At 67.9% G+C, this 17,450-nt stretch carries 19 protein-coding genes; 6 read left to right on the forward strand and 13 right to left on the reverse strand.

Annotation, left to right across the window (positions count from 1 at the left end):
* A complete protein-coding gene (locus tag FHU38_RS17945) occupies positions 1-813 on the reverse strand; it encodes an ABC transporter permease (RefSeq protein ID WP_167172949.1) in 813 nt (270 codons plus the stop codon).
* Complete coding sequence (locus FHU38_RS17950) at positions 810-1,724, reverse strand: ABC transporter ATP-binding protein (RefSeq protein WP_167176234.1); 915 nt, start codon at positions 1,722-1,724, stop codon at positions 810-812. The genes FHU38_RS17945 and FHU38_RS17950 overlap by 4 nt, the downstream gene beginning before the upstream one ends.
* Before the next feature lie 132 nt (positions 1,725-1,856).
* Here FHU38_RS17950 and FHU38_RS17955 point away from each other — a divergent pair, with 132 nt between their 5' ends.
* Complete coding sequence (locus FHU38_RS17955; RefSeq protein WP_167172951.1) at positions 1,857-2,786, forward strand: dihydrodipicolinate synthase family protein; 930 nt, start codon at positions 1,857-1,859, stop codon at positions 2,784-2,786.
* A gap of 36 nt (positions 2,787-2,822) precedes the next feature.
* Here the strand turns inward: FHU38_RS17955 and ndk are convergent, their stop codons facing one another.
* From ndk to folC, 4 genes are all read right to left on the reverse strand, one after another.
* Positions 2,823-3,233 (reverse strand): nucleoside-diphosphate kinase, encoded by a 411-nt coding sequence (gene ndk / locus FHU38_RS17960; RefSeq protein ID WP_009153323.1) that lies wholly within the window; start codon positions 3,231-3,233, stop codon positions 2,823-2,825.
* Between the two features lie 50 nt (positions 3,234-3,283).
* Positions 3,284-4,840: an alkaline phosphatase D family protein gene (locus FHU38_RS17965; protein ID WP_167172953.1), complete on the reverse strand. Its 1,557-nt coding sequence runs from the start codon at positions 4,838-4,840 to the stop codon at positions 3,284-3,286.
* 78 nt (positions 4,841-4,918) lie between these two features.
* A complete protein-coding gene (locus FHU38_RS17970) occupies positions 4,919-5,332 on the reverse strand; it encodes a DUF4233 domain-containing protein (RefSeq protein WP_167172955.1) in 414 nt (137 codons plus the stop codon).
* The gene (gene folC, locus FHU38_RS17975; RefSeq protein WP_167172957.1) at positions 5,329-6,807 is read right to left on the reverse strand and encodes a bifunctional tetrahydrofolate synthase/dihydrofolate synthase; all 1,479 of its coding nucleotides are present in this window, start codon (positions 6,805-6,807) and stop codon (positions 5,329-5,331) included. Before folC ends, FHU38_RS17970 begins: the two co-directional genes overlap by 4 nt.
* 168 nt (positions 6,808-6,975) lie before the next feature.
* Here folC and FHU38_RS17980 point away from each other — a divergent pair, with 168 nt between their 5' ends.
* Positions 6,976-7,167, forward strand: a complete 192-nt coding sequence (locus FHU38_RS17980) for a hypothetical protein (RefSeq protein WP_167172959.1) — start codon at positions 6,976-6,978, stop codon at positions 7,165-7,167.
* On the opposite strand, the gene FHU38_RS17985 is transcribed toward FHU38_RS17980, so the two are convergent.
* Complete coding sequence (locus tag FHU38_RS17985; RefSeq protein ID WP_167172961.1) at positions 7,148-7,339, reverse strand: ferredoxin; 192 nt, start codon at positions 7,337-7,339, stop codon at positions 7,148-7,150. The two genes, FHU38_RS17980 and FHU38_RS17985, sit on opposite strands and share 20 nt — an antisense overlap.
* Before the next feature lie 189 nt (positions 7,340-7,528).
* The gene (locus FHU38_RS17990) at positions 7,529-10,159 is read right to left on the reverse strand and encodes a valine--tRNA ligase (protein WP_167172963.1); all 2,631 of its coding nucleotides are present in this window, start codon (positions 10,157-10,159) and stop codon (positions 7,529-7,531) included.
* An 84-nt stretch (positions 10,160-10,243) separates the two neighbouring features.
* Here FHU38_RS17990 and FHU38_RS17995 point away from each other — a divergent pair, with 84 nt between their 5' ends.
* Positions 10,244-10,681 (forward strand): MarR family winged helix-turn-helix transcriptional regulator, encoded by a 438-nt coding sequence (locus tag FHU38_RS17995; protein WP_167172966.1) that lies wholly within the window; start codon positions 10,244-10,246, stop codon positions 10,679-10,681.
* The gene (locus FHU38_RS18000) at positions 10,681-11,886 is read left to right on the forward strand and encodes an MFS transporter (protein WP_208415728.1); all 1,206 of its coding nucleotides are present in this window, start codon (positions 10,681-10,683) and stop codon (positions 11,884-11,886) included. Before FHU38_RS17995 ends, FHU38_RS18000 begins: the two co-directional genes overlap by 1 nt.
* Here FHU38_RS18000 and FHU38_RS18005 read toward each other — a convergent pair.
* The 3 genes from FHU38_RS18005 to FHU38_RS18010 form a co-directional block, all read right to left on the reverse strand.
* A complete protein-coding gene (locus FHU38_RS18005) occupies positions 11,879-12,553 on the reverse strand; it encodes a GOLPH3/VPS74 family protein (RefSeq protein ID WP_167172968.1) in 675 nt (224 codons plus the stop codon). The two genes, FHU38_RS18000 and FHU38_RS18005, sit on opposite strands and share 8 nt — an antisense overlap.
* Before the next feature lie 116 nt (positions 12,554-12,669).
* Entirely contained in the window at positions 12,670-12,798 is a 129-nt protein-coding gene (locus FHU38_RS27795) for an MFS transporter small subunit (protein ID WP_279590285.1), read from the reverse strand.
* Positions 12,795-14,162, reverse strand: a complete 1,368-nt coding sequence (locus FHU38_RS18010; RefSeq protein WP_167172970.1) for an L-lactate MFS transporter — start codon at positions 14,160-14,162, stop codon at positions 12,795-12,797. Before FHU38_RS18010 ends, FHU38_RS27795 begins: the two co-directional genes overlap by 4 nt.
* Before the next feature lie 124 nt (positions 14,163-14,286).
* Between FHU38_RS18010 and fdhD the strand changes: the two genes are divergently transcribed.
* Complete coding sequence (fdhD, locus tag FHU38_RS18015) at positions 14,287-15,114, forward strand: formate dehydrogenase accessory sulfurtransferase FdhD (protein WP_167172972.1); 828 nt, start codon at positions 14,287-14,289, stop codon at positions 15,112-15,114.
* Positions 15,114-16,073: an alpha/beta hydrolase gene (locus FHU38_RS18020; RefSeq protein WP_313886819.1), complete on the forward strand. Its 960-nt coding sequence runs from the start codon at positions 15,114-15,116 to the stop codon at positions 16,071-16,073. Before fdhD ends, FHU38_RS18020 begins: the two co-directional genes overlap by 1 nt.
* A 6-nt stretch (positions 16,074-16,079) precedes the next feature.
* On the opposite strand, the gene FHU38_RS18025 is transcribed toward FHU38_RS18020, so the two are convergent.
* Positions 16,080-17,012 carry a sensor histidine kinase gene (locus FHU38_RS18025; protein WP_167172977.1) on the reverse strand — a complete coding sequence of 311 codons (933 nt, stop codon included), beginning with the start codon at positions 17,010-17,012 and terminating at the stop codon, positions 16,080-16,082.
* Positions 17,013-17,085: 73 nt separating this feature from the next.
* Positions 17,086-17,424: a hypothetical protein gene (locus FHU38_RS18030; protein ID WP_167172979.1), complete on the reverse strand. Its 339-nt coding sequence runs from the start codon at positions 17,422-17,424 to the stop codon at positions 17,086-17,088.
* Positions 17,425-17,450 lie beyond the last annotated feature (26 nt).

Here is a 17,450-nt window from a genome sequence, read left to right on the forward strand (position 1 = left end):
CTAGCTCGCCAACCTTCGGTAGAAATAGTGCCGCGCGAGCAGCCCACCGACGGCGAACATCGCCACCAGATAGGCGACATGGCCGAGCGCGGGCAGCACCTCCAAGCCGCCCAACGTGACGCCGCGAGCGAGTTCGTTGCCGTGCCACAGCGGCGAGATCCACGCCAGCCAGCGCAGCGCCTCCGGGATCTGGCTGATCGGGAAGAACGTCCCGGAGAACAACATCATCGGCATGACCACGAACCGGAAAATGGACGTGAACCGCGTGCCCTCGTCGTAGGTGGTGGCCGCGATGGCCATCACCACCGCGGCGCACGAAAGACCGGTGGCCACCCCGACCAGCAGCACCAGCAGCACGCCCGCGTTGAGCCAGGCGCCGAACGCCCACGCCACCAGGACGTAGACGCTACCGGCGAGGAACAGTCGAAGTCCCACCCAGATCAACTGCCCACCCAGCAGCTGGCCTGGGCTGACCGGGGTGGCGGTGACGGCGTGGTAGTCCTTCTGCCACTTGAAGCCGGACAGCACCGGAAAGCTGGACTCCCCGATCGCGTTCTGAGCCGCGCCAGCCACCAGCAGCGCCGGCGCGACGAAGTGTAGGTAGGAGAACCCTGCGGTGGCAGCACCCGGCTGCACCTGAGAACCGAAGCCGACACCCATCGCCAGCAGGAACAGCAGCGGTTGCAGCCCAGAGGAGTACAGGTTCGACGTCCAGTAGCGCCGATACCAGACCCAGTGGCCCTCAACCCGCAGCCACGCGGCCCGCCACGAGCCGACAACCCGCCCGGTCGCGCTGGTGCTCGCCACCGTCATTCCGCCAGACTCCGTCCGGTCAGCCGCAGGAACACGTCCTCCAACGTGCTGCGGCGCACCAGGCTGGACACCGGCCGCAACCCCCTCGCGTGGGACTGCTGCAGCGCGGTCTCGCCCTCGTCGGTGTAGACGAGCACCCGGTCGGGGAGCACCTCTATGCGCTGTCCGAGGTCGCTGACCTGCCCCGCGGCGGTCTCCTGCTCGCCGGGAAGGAAGCGCATCTCCAACACCTCGCGGGTCGAGTAGCGCTCGATGAGTCCGGACGGAGAGCCCTCTGCCACGATGTGCCCGCCGTCCATCACGACGAGGCGGTCGCAAAGCTGCTCAGCCTCGTCCATGTAATGGGTAGTGATGATCAACGTCACGCCGGTGGACTTGAGCCGGAACAGCCGGTCCCACAGCAGGTGCCGAGCCTGCGGGTCGAGTCCCGTCGTCGGCTCGTCGAGCAGCAGCAGCTCAGGATCGTTCACCAGTGAGCGCGCGATGGTGAGCCGCCGCTTCATCCCACCGGAGAGCGGCTCCACCTCGTCGTCAGCACGGTCGGTGAGCTGGGCGAACTCCATCAGCTCCTGGGCCTTGGCCCGCACGTGCGCCCGCGAAAGCCCGAAGTAGCGGCCGTAGACCTGCAGGTTCTGCCGCACCGTCAGTTCGGAGTCGAGATTGTCCTGCTGCGGCACCACCCCGATGCGAGCACGGATGCGAGGGCCATCGCGGTCGGGGTCCATGCCGAGCACCCGCAGCTCACCCTCCGAGCGCGGCGACACGCACGCGATCATGCGCATGGTCGAGGACTTTCCCGCACCGTTGGGGCCGAGAAAGCCGAACGCCTCCCCCTGCCTGACGTGCACATCGATGCCCCGCACGGCTTCGAAGCCGCCGAAGCGCTTCACCACCGCCTTGGCTTCCACCATCGCTGTGTCGTCGTCCACGTCACGGACCCTGCCACGACCCTCCGACAGAAATCGAGTTGTTTTGCCCCCGCCGCCGCAAAGCCCATCATCGTTGCGACAGGGCGGCCGAGAACCAAGGGAAGGACGGGACCAGTGACCAAGGAGTTGACGAAGTCCGCACTGCACGGTGTCATACCGCCGCTGGTGACCCCGCTCGACGAACAAGGCGAGGTGGACAGGCGCTCGCTGGAACGTGTGGTGTCGGACCAACTGGACGCCGGGGTGCACGGCGTGTTCGTCGGCGGATCGACCGGCGAGATCGCACTGCTGGACACCGCGCGGCGCACGGCTGCCATCGAAGTGGTGACCGGCACGGTGGCCGGGGCGGTACCGGTACTGGCGGGAGCCGTGGACACCGGGACTTTGCGGGTGGTGGAGCACGCGCGGCAGGCGGTGCGGCTCGGCGCCGACGCCGTGGTGGTGACAACCCCGTTCTACATCCGGCCACACCGCGACGAGATCGTCGAACACTTCCGGCAGGTGCACGCGGCCGTGGACGCACCGGTGATCGGCTACGACATCGTCAGCGCGACCGGTTCGCGGCTGACGGCCGACATCGTGGCCGAGTTGGCGAGCTCGGGCCTGATCGCGGGTCTGAAGGACTCCAGTGGGGACCTCGCGAGCTTCCGCGAGATCCTGCGCCGCACGGAGCTGCCCGCGTTCACCGGTTCCGAGTTACTCGCCGACACGGCGGTTCAACTCGGCGGCGCCGGAATCGTGCCGGGACTGGGCAATGTGGACCCGCACGGTTATGTGCGCCTTTACCGCGCCGTGCGGGAAAGCGACGTCGAAGCCGCCTCAGCCGAGCAGGACAGGTTGGCCCGGCTGTTCGCCATCACGTCGGTGGCCGATCAGAGGCGGATCGGGCTCACCGCGTCGGTACTCGGCGCGTACAAGGCGGCGATGGCGCTGCGTGGCCTGATCGATCACCCTGGCACGCATCCGCCGTTGCTGCCGCTGAACGAGGCCGAGACGCGGACGATCGCGGACATCCTTTCCGATACCGGCCTACTGGGGTCGTGAGACGGCGGTGCTCGCCTCACGACCCCGGCGCGGCGGTCAGAGGTCGGGGAACCAGAGCTTCAACTCCCGCTCGGCCGACTCCGGCGAGTCGGAGCCGTGCACCAGGTTGAACTGCGTCTCGAGCGCGAAGTCGCCTCGCAGCGTGCCGGGGGTGGCCTTGTCCACCGGGTCGGTGCCCCCGGCCAGCTGCCGAAACGCCGAGATCGCGCGGGGGCCTTCCACGGCGATGGCCACGACCGGACCGGAGGTGATGAACTCGAGCAGTTCGCCGAAGAAGGGCTTGTCCTTGTGTTCGGCGTAATGCTCCTCGGCCACCGACCGCTCGACGGCGCGCAGGTCCATCGCGGCCAGGGTCAGCCCCTTGCGCTCGATGCGCGAGATCACCTCGCCGACGAGGCCCCGCTTGACGCCGTCGGGCTTGACCAGAACCAACGTGCGCTCACTCACAAGCTGTTACTCCTTCATTGACTGCTGTCGGATATGCCGGTGTGGGCAGCCTAACCGTCACCTTCCCGACGGCGTGGCCGCAGGGTCTTCGACCACAACGCCGCACCGGTTCCGTCACGCAGGTCGACCGTCAGCTCTCCGGTGGTTGCGTTCACGTTCACCTCGCCGAAGTGCTGGTAGCCGTCCATCGGTGAAGTGTTGGGCTTCGGCGGGGCGTGTACGAACACCGCCTCGGGTCCGAACGTGGGATCGAGGCTGTTCGGCCCGAACGCGCCCGCGTTGAGCGGACCGGACACGAACTCCCAGAACGGCTCGAAATCACCGAAGGCGGCCCGGTCGGGCGAGTAGTGGTGCGCGGCCGTGTAGTGCACGTCGGCCGTCAGCCACACCACGTTGTGCACCCGACGCCTGGAGATCTCCGACAGCACCCAGGCGAGTTCGCTCTCACGCCCGCCGGGGGCACCGGGCAGTCCGTTGGACACACCCTCCATGTCGCTGCCGTCGGGTACGACGAGCCCAACGGGCAGATCCGCCTGGATGATCTTCCAGGTGGCCTTGCTGCTCGCCAGTGCGCGCACCAGCCAGTTCGCCTGCCTGCTGCCAAGCACCGATCCCGGTCGCGTGGGGTCGGAGGTGTTGGCGTCCTTGTAGCTGCGCATGTCCAGCACGAAAATCTCGACAGGGCCGTAGCCGAAGCTGCGGTAGACCCTGCCGTCGACGGCCGCCTTCGCGTCGATGGGCTGCCATTCGTGGAAGGCCTGGAACGCCCTTCGCGCCAGCACATCCACCCGCTTCTCGGTGTACTGCGGTAGGTCGAGAATCTCACCGGGATACCAGTTGTTCACGACTTCGTGGTCATCCCACTGCACGTAGCTGGGCACGGCCGCGGCGAAGGCACGCACGTTCTCGTCGAGCAGGTTGTATGCGAACTGCCCACGGTACTCGTCGAGAGTCTGCGCCACCCGCTCCTTCTCCGGCGTGACGATGTTGCGCCAGCTGCGCCCATCCGGCAGCGAAACGGTCTCGCTGAGCGGCCCGTCGGCGTACACGCTGTCGCCGTTGTGCAGGAAGAGGTCCGGCTGCCGAGCGGCCATCGCGGCATACGCCGTCATGCCACCGATGTCGGGGTTGATGCCCCAGCCCTGGCCAGCGACGTCGCCCGACCACACCAGCCGCACGTCGTCGCGGCGGGTCGGCGCGGTGCGGAAGCGGCCGGTCAGCGGCTCGCTGCTGACCCGCCCGTCGAGGTCCTCGGCGGTGACCCGGTAGTGCACCTCGGTGCCCCTCGGCAGCCCGGTGAGGCGCACCTTGCCGGTGCCGCCGGTACGCGGGGACAGCACGGGACCTCGCACCACGCGCGCCCCGCGGAAGGAGGGCTCGCGCGCGATCTCGACCACCATGCGGGACGGGCGATCGGCCCTGGTCCACACGATCGCCGAGTGTGACGAGATGTCGCCGGACTGCACGCCATGCGTCAACCGGGGGCGGCCCGCCCGGATGAGCGCGGCGGCCGGTGTCGCGCCGAGTACGCCGGTAGCCACGGCGCCCGCGCCAAGCACGCCTGCCTTGAGCACGCCTCGACGGCGAAGAGGGTTCTGTTCACTCATACCGAACATCTATCCGGCCGACCGGGCCAGTGGGACAACTACAGGGGTCGGCACGGTGAACTGCCGCGGACCTGTCGTTCAGGAATCCTGCCGCTGGCCCGGTAACCGCCCCTGCGCCATGCGAGTGGCGACGTCGTGGCGCAGCCACATCAGCCACAACCACACGGCGAGGAAGAGCACTCCGATGACCGCCACCGATGGCAGTGCGACCACGAACGCGATCAACCCCGCTTGCAGCGCCAGGATCACCCACATCGACCAGGGTCTGCGCAGGATGCCGCACGACAGCAGGAGCGCGACGGCGATGCCGATCACCGTCCAGCCCTGCAAACTGCTGATGCCCGCGCCGAGTTGCGCGACAACCGGCAACGCGAGCCCCACCACGATCGCCTCGATGACCAGGATGCCCACCTGCACTCCGCGGAAGGACTTCATCGGGTCCTTGGCGGGTGGCGCGGCGGCCTCCGTGCCGGAGCTGTAATCCTCACTCATTCCGGCTCCTTGCCGAACAACGTACGTGCCTCGCCGACGGTCACCACGGACCCCGTGATGAGCACGCCGCCACCGGCCAACGGCTCCTCCGGGTCGTCGGTCTGCTCCACCAGTGCGACCGCGGACTCGATCGCCGCGTCCAGCACGGGCTCCACGGTCACCCGTTCCTCGCCGAAGACCGAAACAGCCAACCCGGCGAGTTCGTCGACAGGCATGGCACGCGGTGAGGAACTCGCGGTGACCACCACCTCCGACACCACGGGCTCAAGTGCCTCCAGGATGCCGAGCGCGTCCTTGTCGCGCAGCACACCGATCACCGCCGCCAACCTGCGGAAGGCGAACTCGGCGTCGATGGTGGCGGCCAGCGCCGCCGCCGAGTGCGGGTTGTGGGCGGCGTCCAGCAGCACGGCGGGAGCGGCACGGACACGTTCGAGTCTGCCCGGTGTGCGCACCTCGGCGAAGGCCTCGCGCACCGCTTCCACCACCAGTTGCCGGTCCTTGCCCGCTCCGAAGAACGCCTCCACCGCGGCCAGCGCGAGTGCGGCGTTGGCCGCCTGGTGCGCACCGTGCAACGGCAGGAAGACCTCGTCGTAGACGCCTCCGAGACCCTGCAACCGCAACAGTTGCCCACCGACGGCCACGTCTCTGGACAGCACGCCGAACTCGCTGCCCGCCCTGGCGACGACGGCGTCGACTTCAACGGCACGTTCCAGCAGTACGCGTTCGGCGTCGGGGTGCTGTTCGGCGAGCACCGCGATTGCGCCGGGTTTGATGATCCCGGCCTTCTCACCGGCTATGGACGTCAGCTCGCTGCCGAGGTACTCGGCGTGGTCGAAGTCGATCGGGGTGAGGACGGCCACCTGCCCGTCGGCGATGTTCGTGGCGTCCCAGGAGCCACCCATCCCGGTCTCCAGCACGGCGACTTCCACCGGGGCGTCCGCGAAGGCGGCGAACGCCATTCCGGTGAGCACTTCGAACTTGCTCATCGGCGGCTCGTCGGGGCCACCCGCCTTGTCGACCATCGACACGAAAGGCGCGACGTCGCGGTAGGTGTTGACGTAGGTCTCCGCCGAGATCGGTGCCCCGTCGATGCTGATGCGCTCGGTGACCAACTGCAGGTGGGGGCTGGTGTAGCGGCCGACCCGAAGGCCCATCCTCGTCAGCAGGGCCTCGATCATCCGAGCCGTCGAACTCTTGCCGTTGGTGCCTGCGACATGCACGACGGGATACGTCACCTGCGGATCACCGAGCAGGTTGGCCAGTGCCCTGATGCGCGTCAGCGACGGCGCGATCTTGGTCTCCGGCCAGCGCTTGTCGAGCTCGGTCTCGACGGCCCTCAGCTCCTGGCGTGCCCGCCGTTGGATCGCGGCCTCGTCGACCGGTTCCAGTTCCGACTCGTCGTCGGGCAACGGGCCGGCGATGAAGTTGTCCCCTGCCGACAGCTCCGGGGGAAACTCCTGGTCGTCGGACGGCACGCACACTCCCAAACGGTTCGACTGGCTACGACCGAGTCTACGTGCGGCCTCACTAGCCTGGCCGCGTGCCCTTCGACCACAACGACCGTTACCACCTGCTGCTGCTGCGACACGTCCCGCCCGGAGCGACCACCGCACTCGAGGTGGGCCGCCGCGGCACCGGTCAACGTGGTAGCGCGGGCGGCGGTGCGCGCGGCCGAGGAGCTGGGCGGTGGGCCGGACCCAGTGCCCTCGCCCCCGGTGCACGAGGAGACCATGTCGCTGGCCCAGATCAGGCGAGACGCGGCCCGACTGCTACCCGGTAGTCGAGTGCGGGTCCTGGCGTTCTGGCGCTACCTGCTCACGTATCGCGCAGCCTGAGCGCTCCTGACGGGCACGAGTCCACGGCCTCCTGCACGGCTTCGGCGTTGCCGGGTCCGGGGTTGTCGGCACGCACCACCACGATTCCGTCGTCGTCCTGGTCGAACACGTCCGGCGCGGTCATCGCGCACAACCCGGCGGCGATGCAGATGTCTCGGTCGGCTTCGATCACGGTCCCTGCCTACCACGGGAGCGCGAACCCGCGCACCCTCACCCCGCGAGTCCCCCGCTCTCGCCCGCGAGTTCCCCGCTCTCGCCCGCGAGTTCCCCATTCGCGACAGAGGCGGGGCGCGGTCCCGAACGCAGAACTCGCGGTCCCGAACGCAGAACTCGCGGTCCTGGGCGGGGGACTCGCGGCGGGTCAGGCGGGAAGGCTCGACAGCCTGGTGTTGATGCGCTCGATATCGGCTGCGGCGGTATCCCGGCGGGCGCGAATCTTGTCCACCACATCCGCGGGCGCCTTCTCCAGGAACGCCTGGTTACCCAGCTTGCCCTCGGTCTGCTTGAGCTCCTTCTCCGCCGCCGCGAGGTCCTTCAGCAAGCGCTTGCGTTCCGCTGCCACGTCGATCGCGCCCGAGGTGTCCACCTCGACGGTCACCATGCCCGCTGACAGCGCCACCTCCAGCGACGCCGTGGCCGTGAACCTCTCCCCCGGCTCGCTCAGCCGCGCGAGTGCGCGCACCGACTCCTCGTGTTCAACAAGCGTCGCGAAGCCGAGCCCGACCAGCCTGGTCGCCACCCGTTGGCCTGGCTTCAGTCCCTGGTCGGAACGGAACCGGCGAATCTCGGTGACCAGCTTCTGCACGCCTTCGATACGGGCGTCGGCCTGTGGATCGGGCGACGGCAGGCCCAGCTCGGCCGGGACCGGCCAGCTGGCGATCGCGAGCGACTCACCACCGGTCAACGTGGTCCACAGTCGCTCGGTGATGAACGGAATGAACGGGTGCAGCAGCCGCAGCACGGTGTCCAACACGTGCCCGAGCACGAGCCTGGTCGAGTCCGCGTGTTCGCCCGCGAGCTGCACCTTGGCCAGCTCCAGGTACCAGTCGCACAGCTCGTCCCAGGTGAAGTGATAGAGCAGGTTGGTCGCCTTGGCGAACTGGAAGTCCTCGATCAGCTCGTCGGCTTCGGAAACGACCGTGCCGAGCCTGCCCAGTATCCAGCGGTCGGCCTCGGTGAGTTGGTCCGCACCAGGCAACGGCTGTTCGACGCTCGCACCGTTCATGATGGCGAACCGGCTGGCGTTCCACAGCTTCGTGCAGAAGTTGCGCGAACCGGCCGCCCATTCCTCGGCCAGTGCCATGTCGGCGCCGGGGTTGGCTCCCCTGGCGAGCGTGAACCGCGTGGCGTCCGCGCCGAAACGGTCCATCCAGTCCAGCGGGTCGATCACGTTGCCCCGCGACTTCGACATCTTCTTGCCGCTGGCGTCGCGGATCAGGCCGTGCAGGTAGATGTGGTCGAACGGTTGCACCCCGTCCATGGCGTACAGCCCGAACATCATCATCCTGGCAACCCAGAAGAACAAGATGTCGTAGCCGGTGGACAGCACGCTGGTGGGATAGAACTTGGCCAGGTCGGCGGTCCGCTCCGGCCAGCCCATCGTTGAGAACGGCCACAGCCCCGAGGAGAACCAGGTGTCCAGCACATCCGGGTCCTGCTGCCAGCCGTCACCGGTCGGCGGTTCCTCGTCGGGGCCGACACAGACCATCTCGCCGTTCGGGCCGTACCACACCGGGATGCGGTGGCCCCACCACAGTTGGCGAGAGATGGTCCAGTCGTGCATGTTGTCGACCCAGTCGAAGTAGCGCTTGGCGAGTTCGGGCGGGTGCACGAGGGTGCGTCCATCACGCACGGCCTCGCCCGCGGCACGTGCCAGTGGCTCGACGCTGACCCACCACTGCAGCGACAACCTCGGCTCGATGACGGTGTCGCAGCGGGAACAGTGGCCGACCGCGTGCACGTAGGGCCGCTTCTCCGCGACAATCCTGCTCTGCTCGCGCAGCGCGGCGACGACGGCGGGCCGTGCCTCGAACCGGTCCATGCCCTCGAACGGCCCCGGCACGGTGATCACCGCCCGTTCGTCCATGATGGACGGCATCGGGAGGCCGTGCCGCCTACCGATCTCGAAGTCGTTGGGGTCGTGCGCTGGCGTCACCTTGACCGCACCGGAGCCGAACTCGGGGTCGACGTGCTCGTCGGCGACGATCGGGATGCGACGGCCGGTGAGCGGCAGTTCCACCTCCGTGCCGACGAGATGGCTGTAGCGCTGGTCTTCGGGGTGCACGGCGACGGCCGTGTCGCCGAGCATGGTCTCGGCACGGGTGGTGGCCACCACTATGGCGTTGTCGCCCTCGCCGTAACGGATGGAGACCAGTTCGCCGTCGTCGTCGGAGTGGTCCACCTCGATGTCGGAAAGCGCGGTCTGGCAGCGCGGGCACCAGTTGATGATGCGCTCGGCACGGTAGATGAGGTCGTCGTCGTACAGCTTCTTGAACATCGTCTGCACGGCGCGGGAGAGACCGTCGTCCATGGTGAAGCGCTCGCGCGACCAGTCGACGCCGTCACCGAGCCGCTTCATCTGGTCGAGGATCTTGCCGCCGTACTCGGCCTTCCACTCCCAGACGCGCTCGACGAAGCGCTCCCTGCCCAGGTCGTGTCGCGACATACCCTGGTTCGCCAGTTCACGCTCGACGACGTTCTGGGTGGCGATGCCCGCGTGGTCCATGCCCGGCAGCCAGAGCACCTCGTATCCCTGCATGCGCCTGCGCCGGGTGAGGGCGTCCATCACCGTGTGGTTGAGGGCGTGGCCCATGTGCAGGCTGCCGGTGACGTTGGGTGGCGGCAGCACGATCGTGAAGGGCGGCTTCCGCGATGTCGAATCCGCCTCGAAATAGCCTGCGGCTACCCAGCGCTGGTAGATCCCGGCCTCCTCGTCGGCCGGGTTCCAGGCGCTGGGCAGGTCGGTTTGCTGCTGAGCCGCGTTCTCCGTCACAGCCGACAAGTCTACGAACCCGCTGTGCCGACCGTGCACGGCGCTCCGATGCACAGGCAAGACTGCACAGCCTAGGCTGATGTTATGACTGGTGTTCCTCCTTCGGTTGCCGAACTGGCCGGGCAACTGCGCGGCGCGGTCGGGCAACTGCTGCGACGTCTTCGCCAGGTCGACAACGCGGGCGTGCTCACCCCTGCCCAGTCGGCCGTGCTCGGCAGGCTGCACAGGGAGGGGCCCACCACGCAGGCCGAGTTGGCCGCCGCCGAACACGTCAGGCAGCAGTCGATGTCGGCCACGCTGGCGGCCCTCGACGAGTTGGGCTACCTGAACCGCAGCAGAGACCCCGACGACGGGCGCCGCACCGTGATCTCGCTTTCCGAACTGGGCACGAAGACGGTGCTCGGCGTGCACCAACACCGCGACGAGTGGCTGGCCGCCGCACTCGCCGAGGACTTCACGCAGCAGGAACGGGACCGGCTGGCCGAGGTGCTGCCGCTGCTGCGCAGGCTCGCTCAGCGTTGATGACCACCACGACCAAACCCGCCATCGGGGCTCGTCTGGTAGCCCCGCTGGTGGCCAGCGCGGTGCTCAACCCGATCAACTCGACGATGATCGCGGTCGCGCTGGTCCCTATCGGCCGGACGTTCGACGCCGGACCCGCCGAAACGGCGTGGCTGATCACCAGCCTCTATCTCGCGACCGCGATCGGTCAGCCGATCGCGGGCGTGCTGGTTGACAAGTGGGGACCGCGCCGGGTCCTGCTCGCGGGTGCGGCCGCCGTCGCCGCGGCGGGGCTGGCAGGCACGTTCGCGCTTTCCCTCGACTGGCTGATCGGCGTGCGCATGCTGCTTGGCTTCGGCACCTGCGCGGGCTTTCCCGCCGCGATGGCCGTACTGCGCAGGCAGTCCGATGCCACCGGGGCGGGCGTGCCCGCGGGCGTGCTGGCGGTGCTGTCGATCTCGGCCCAGACCATCATGGTCATCGGCCCCACGCTCGGCGGCGCACTGATCGGCTTCTTCGGCTGGCCCGCCATTTTCGCGGTCAACATTCCGCTGGCCGTGGGCGCCATGGTGCTGGCGTGGCTGTGGCTGCCGTCCGATCGGCGGGTGCCCGGCGCGCGATCTCGCCTCGACGTGCGCGGGGTGCTCACCAACGGCCCCATACTGCGTACCTATCTTCGGCAGGCCCTTGCCTTCCTGGCGATCTACACGATCATGTTCGGCTACGTGCAGTGGCTACAGGCCGACCGGGGATTGTCGGAGGTCGCCGCGGGCCTGCTGCTGCTTCCGATGTCGGTGGTCGCGATGACTGCCGCCGCCCTTTCCGGGCGCGCGAGCGGACTGCGCGCACGCCTGGTGCTGTCGGTGCTGGCGCTGGCGGGAGGGTCCGGGTTGCTGCTGCTCGTGCAGCCGAGTTCGTGGACCGGGATGCTCGTCGCGGTGGCGGCGATGTTCGGCCTCGCACAGGGCCTGACGAGCGTGACCAACCAGACCGCGCTTTACAGCCAGGCAGCCGCCGGGTTGATCGGGACGGCCAGCGGGTTGTTCCGCACCGCCCAGTACATCGGCGCCATGGCTTCGTCGGCGCTGATCGCGGTGTGCTTCGGAGAGCACCCCAGCGCGGCGGGCCTGCACCGGATGGCGGCGGCGCTGCTGCTGATCGCCGTGGCCCTGCTGGTGGTGACGCTGATCGACCGTGGCCTGCGACAACGGTCGCGGACTACGTAGCGCCGGTGACGATCGTCGGGACGAACAGCGCGGCCATCACGGCGGAGGTGATCTCCTCGACGGCCCTGCGCAGTGCGTCGCCCGCCCAGTTGCCCTCGGCGATCTCGGTGGCCCTTCGCTCGACGAGCCGTGGGTCCCTGCCGCCGACAACCTGCTTGGTGACACCCATCCCCGCGAGCAACGCGACGAGCGCCGTCGTGCGTTCGTTGGGCTGCTGCCCGTCGACAAGTACTCGGTTGAGCTCCGCCCTTGTCCGCTGCTCGTGTCGTGAGTCTTGAGCGGGCCACCGCGTGGTGGGGAACAGCCCCAGTACCCTGCCCTGCTCCCGCCGCAGGATCCCCCGTTGCACGAGTCCGTCCAGCAGCCGCTGCGAGAGCCCGCCCTTGGTAAGTGGGCCGATGACGTCCTTCGGCTTCTTTCCCTCCAGTTTGGACAGAGTGGCGAGCGACTCGTCCAGCGTCGCCTCGCCGGTGGGCGTACTGTCCCGGATCACCAGTCTGCCGGACTTGCCGTCATCGGCATCGGTTGTCACATCGATGCGACCGAGCATGGCCAACTCGATCAGCACCGCCCCGGCCATGGAGTAGTCGAGATTCGAGACCCCGTCGACGGGCTTTCCTGCCTTGTCGTCGAACAGCAGCAGTAGCAGGTCTTCGGCGATGAGCATGCCGCAAAGCCTAGCCGGGCCCGGCAGCTCGCGCCGTCACGCGAAGGGACCACCAGCAAACACCGGGTGAGCACCCCCGTGGCGGTCAAGCTGCCAGGCCCGAGGCGACTACCGCGTCAACCGCCGATCAGCTGCAACACCTTGCGGACGAGTTCATACACCCCGTAGGCGAACGGCAGGCCCACCCAGGCCCACACCAGGACCAGCAGCCCCGCTCGGCGTTGAGACGTCGTCTGCTCGCTCACTGCGACTCCTTCCGGGACAGCTGCGGGGTATCCTCCACCGGCTCGTGGAACTTCGGATCGACCGGCCTAACCAGTTCATTGGCCACGAAACCGACGATGAGCAGGCTCATCATGATGAACAGCGACGTGGTGTAGAGCGCTGGACCAGTCTTGCCCGCCGCCTCCTGGCTGTCGGCGATGGCATTGATGATCAGCGGTCCCAGCACACCCGCCGTCGACCATGCGGTGAGCAGCCTGCCGTGGATGGCGCCGACCTGGTAGGTGCCGAACAGGTCCTTCAGGTACGCGGGGATGGTGGCGAAACCACCCCCGTAGAAGGAAAGGATCACCATGGCGCTGAGGATGAACACGATCTTGGAAGAGTTCGTCGTCAACGCGATGACCAGGTACAACAGCGCGCCGACACCGAGGTAGAACCGGTAGATGTTGCGCCTGCCGACAATATCCGATGTAGACGACCAGACGAAGCGGCCCAGCATGTTGGTCAGCGACAGTAGCGCCACGAATCCCGCGGCCGCGCCCACACCGACGGGCACCGACGTCTCGGCGAAGAAGTCACGGATCATCGGCGAGGCCTTCTCGAGAATGCCGATGCCCGCCGTCACGTTGAGGCACAGGATGAGCCACAACAGCCAGAACTGCGGCGTGCGCAGCGCGTTGTTGGCCGACACGTTGCCCGTGGTGACCATCGCGTTCCCGCTGTCACCGTTTCCGGGTTTCCATCCCGCGGGACGCCAGCCCTCCGCCGGAACCCGGACGAGCAGCACGCCCATCGACATGAACACCGCGTAGACCACACCGTGAACGGCGAACGTGGTGGCGATCCCTGCGCTGTCGGTGCCGAAGGACTCCAGCATCTGGCTAGACCACGGCGACGCGATCAGCGCGCCACCACCGAAACCCATGATGGCGATACCCGTGGCCATGCCAGGCCGGTCGGGGAACCACTTGATCAGCGTGGAGACCGGCGAGATGTAGCCGATTCCGAGCCCGACCCCACCTACCACCCCGTAGCCGAGGACGACCAGCCAGTACTGCGAGCTCGCCGCGCCGAGCGCCGAGATGAGGAACCCCGAGGAGAAGCATGACATCGCCACGAACATGGCCCAGCGTGGCCCGTTGCGCTCGACCAGCGTCCCGCCGAAGGCCGCCGACAGCCCGAGCATGACGATGCCGAGTTGGAAAGGTAGAGCACTCTGCGTTCCGCTCAGCCCGAGCGTTTCCTCGAGCGGAGGTTTGAACACGCTCCAGGCGTAGACCTGCCCGATCGCCAGGTGCACGGAGAGCGCCGCGGGTGGGATGAGCCAGCGACTCCAATTCGCTGGTGCGATGCTGTGGGAACGGTCAAGGAAGCCGAGTGCCACTCCGACACCTCCGTAGACTGAATACTGTCTAACTGTATGCGTATCGCGCCGGCGAATGTATACAGCAACGCCACGGACACAGCAAGTACCTGTCGAATATTGGGATCGCGAGGAGTGGTGCCCCATGGGCCGAGTCACGGTACGCAGGCCGGTGCGGATGTTGACCTCGCACGGCATGCGGCGCAGGCCGGACGCGCTCGCCGCCGAGGAGCCGCTCGAGATCCGGGTCTCCGGAAAGCCACTCGCCGTCACCATGCGCACCCCTGGACACGACGTCGAACTCGCGCACGGCTTCCTGCTCTCGGAAGGGGTCATCGGTGCCAGCGAGGACGTCGCGCTCGCCCGCTACTGCGACAGCCTCGACGACCAGGGCCGCAACACATACAACGTGCTCGACATCGCGCTCGCCGACGGGGTACCGCCACCCGAGACCGGCGTCGAGCGCAACTTCTACACCACCTCTTCCTGCGGCGTGTGCGGCAAGGCCGCGCTTGCCGCCGTGAAACTGAGGACCAGGTATTCGCCGTCCGGTTCGCCGTTCACCATCACCCCGAACCTGCTGGCCGAACTGCCGGACGTGTTGCGTGCTCGGCAGCGGGTCTTCGCGGCCACCGGGGGCCTGCACGCGGCCGGGCTGTTCACGTCGGACGGCTCCTTGCTGACCGTGCGGGAGGACGTCGGCAGGCACAACGCCGTGGACAAGGTGCTGGGGTGGGCGCTGCTGGAGCGCGGGGTCCCGCTGGCGGACTGCGGGCTGCTGGTCTCCGGCCGCGCCTCCTTCGAACTGGTGCAAAAGGCAGCCATGGCGGGTATTCCGATGCTCGCGGCGGTCTCCGCACCGTCGTCGCTTGCTGTCGAACTCGCGGAGGAGAACGGGATGACGCTCGTCGGGTTCCTACGAGGACAGAGCATGAACCTTTACACGGGCGAAAAGCGGATCATGGAAGGCTAGTGCCGTCCTGGTTCGACAACGAGCTTGCGGGGTGGTGCGTGTCCGCCGCGGACACCGACGAGCCGAAGCGGTACCGGATCGGCAGACGTGGTCTGCTGCTGGGAGCACTGGGCGGGATCGCGGCGGGCGCGGCGTCCTTCAACGCGGGTTCCCAATCACTGGACTGGGCGTTACGACGTTCGATCACCCTGTCCTCCCCGCTGTCGGGGACCGGTTTCACCCGGCTGGAACGGGTTTACTCGCGTGCTCGCGGCCGCTGGGTCGAGCTGGCGCTGACACTGCCGACCCGGAACCCACCGGCAGGAATGCCGATCTCTCTGCTGCTGCACGGCCGCCACGGGTCGGCACGCACGGCGGCGCCGGAGGGGCTGGCCCAGTGCCTGGCCGGCGCGGTGGCACGCGGAAGGGTGCCTCCGTTCGGCTTCCTCGCCGTCGACGGCGGTGACAGCTACTGGCACGAGCACAGACCGGGCGACGACCCCATGGGCATGCTGCTGCTAGAGGTGCCGAACTGGCTGAAGGAACTGCGCCTTTCCGGGGAGGGTGGAATCCCGTTCGCGTGCGCGGGCATTTCGATGGGCGGCTTCGGCTCGCTGCTCTATGCCAGGCACCGTGCGCAGCGGCGCAGCCGGCTAAGGGCGGTCGGTGCCATCTCGCCCGCCCTGCTGACCAGTTGGCAGCAGATGCGCAAGCGCCGCGCCTTCAACGGGCCCCTCGATTGGGCATCGATGGACCCGCTGCGGCACATCCAGGACATTGGCGACGTGCCGATAGGCGTGTGGTGTGGCACGCAGGACCCGTTCATCTCAGGGACACGCCGGTTCATCAGCGCGACCAATCCCGAAGTGGCGTTCATAGCCGAGGGCAAACACAACGGGGAATTCTTCAGCCGGGTCGCACCCGGGCTGGTCGCCTTCCTCGGCAGGCACGCCCCTAAGCCCGTTCGCCAGGGGTCCTGAGCGCGATCAGAGGCGCAGGTAGACGCGGGTGGTGGTGCCCTCGGGTGTCGAATGGGTGCGAACCAGGTCGACGACCTGGTGGACGAGCAGCAGGCCTCGGCCGCCTGCCCGGTGCGGGCTCACGGGCCGCCGCCCGGCAAGGGGATCTTTCAGGTGCCCGCGGTCGTGGACCTGCGCGACGACATGATCTTGCTCGCGCCACACCCACAGCGTGCCCGTGCCGCCACCGTGCTGGACGCTGTTGGCACACAACTCCGCGACGGCAAGTGCGAGGTCGTCCAGCCGGTCCTCACTGAGGCCGAACGCGGCACCACGGGCGACCGCGAAGTGCCGGGCCTTGGTGAGGCTGCCGAGGTCGAACGGCAGCTCCTCGGCGTCGCTCGGGGCTGTCAGCGGCAGGTTGTATCGCGATAAGGCACCATCGGGCGCGTATGCCTTGCTGGCTCGCGTACCTGACTCGTCCGCGATTATCGGGTGGGTTGCGTGCGCGTCTGCAATTGCCTGTGCGGACAGCCGCGAGGCGTCGTAGGGACAGAGAATGTTCGCCGCCGACCCGGCGAAGGCGGCGTTGAGCAACGCTTCGTGCTGGACGCAGGCCGCGTACTCCTCGTTCGAGCGTTCCGGCCAGATCGGCTCGCCTACGATTCGGACATTGCTGTGGTGAGCGTCGGCGAAGTCGTGCAGAACTGAGGGGATGAGGCGACCGGCGTTGCGGCCGACGTCCGTCATGTCCAGCAGGCGGACCTGCCGCGCCGCCGAACCCAGCGCGGCCTCGATGCGATCCAGGTTCGGCCCAGGCACCACGACGGCGACCGGCACCCCTGCGTCCAGCCCGTCCAGCACGAACGAAACGGTACTCGCGAGATAACCAGGGCCATCGTGATAAAGCAGCGCTTGATGCGAGAATCCACCCGCACCCAGCTCGCCTATCGCTGTCACTACAACCGTGTCCCAATTCGGTCGACGCTCTTTAACCCAAACGGGCTATCCACAGAACCCGGCAGGCAAACCTTCACTGGAGAATACGGCCCACAAGCGCCACAAGCCATATACAGACGGCGACGCTCAAGAGCAGCAGCATCACCCACCAGAGGAGACTCCGATCGCTCGAAGCGTTGCGGGCTCGCCACGCGGAGTAAGCAGCGACGGCCAGTGGCAGCAACGGCACCAACGGCAGGGCAGACATTCTGGTGATCGTCGCCAGCAAGCAGACGGCACCCAGCACCCCAAGCACCACGATGATGCCAAGGTGAGTACGCGGATGCCGCAACCGCCCTACCGCGACCATGTCCCGCCACAGCTCCGCGACCTCTGCACGCTCACTGTCGCGAGACTCCGGCGTCGGCATCATGGTTGCTCAGCGAGCCATGCGCACCG

Origin of the sequence: Saccharomonospora amisosensis (assembly GCF_011761185.1) — a bacterium.
Classification (GTDB): domain Bacteria; phylum Actinomycetota; class Actinomycetes; order Mycobacteriales; family Pseudonocardiaceae; genus Saccharomonospora_A; species Saccharomonospora_A amisosensis.

Coding starts and splice junctions, on each gene's coding strand:
- FHU38_RS17945 (WP_167172949.1), bottom strand. CDS start 813: ATGACGGTGGCGAGCACCAGCGCGACCGGGCGGGTTGTCGGCTCGTGG.
- FHU38_RS17950 (WP_167176234.1), bottom strand. CDS start 1,724: ATGGTGGAAGCCAAGGCGGTGGTGAAGCGCTTCGGCGGCTTCGAAGCC.
- FHU38_RS17965 (WP_167172953.1), bottom strand. CDS start 4,840: ATGAGTGAACAGAACCCTCTTCGCCGTCGAGGCGTGCTCAAGGCAGGC.
- FHU38_RS17970 (WP_167172955.1), bottom strand. CDS start 5,332: ATGAGTGAGGATTACAGCTCCGGCACGGAGGCCGCCGCGCCACCCGCC.
- FHU38_RS17995 (WP_167172966.1), top strand. CDS start 10,244: ATGACTGGTGTTCCTCCTTCGGTTGCCGAACTGGCCGGGCAACTGCGC.
- FHU38_RS18000 (WP_208415728.1), top strand. CDS start 10,681: ATGACCACCACGACCAAACCCGCCATCGGGGCTCGTCTGGTAGCCCCG.
- FHU38_RS18005 (WP_167172968.1), bottom strand. CDS start 12,553: ATGCTCATCGCCGAAGACCTGCTACTGCTGCTGTTCGACGACAAGGCA.
- fdhD (WP_167172972.1), top strand. CDS start 14,287: ATGGGCCGAGTCACGGTACGCAGGCCGGTGCGGATGTTGACCTCGCAC.
- FHU38_RS18030 (WP_167172979.1), bottom strand. CDS start 17,424: ATGATGCCGACGCCGGAGTCTCGCGACAGTGAGCGTGCAGAGGTCGCG.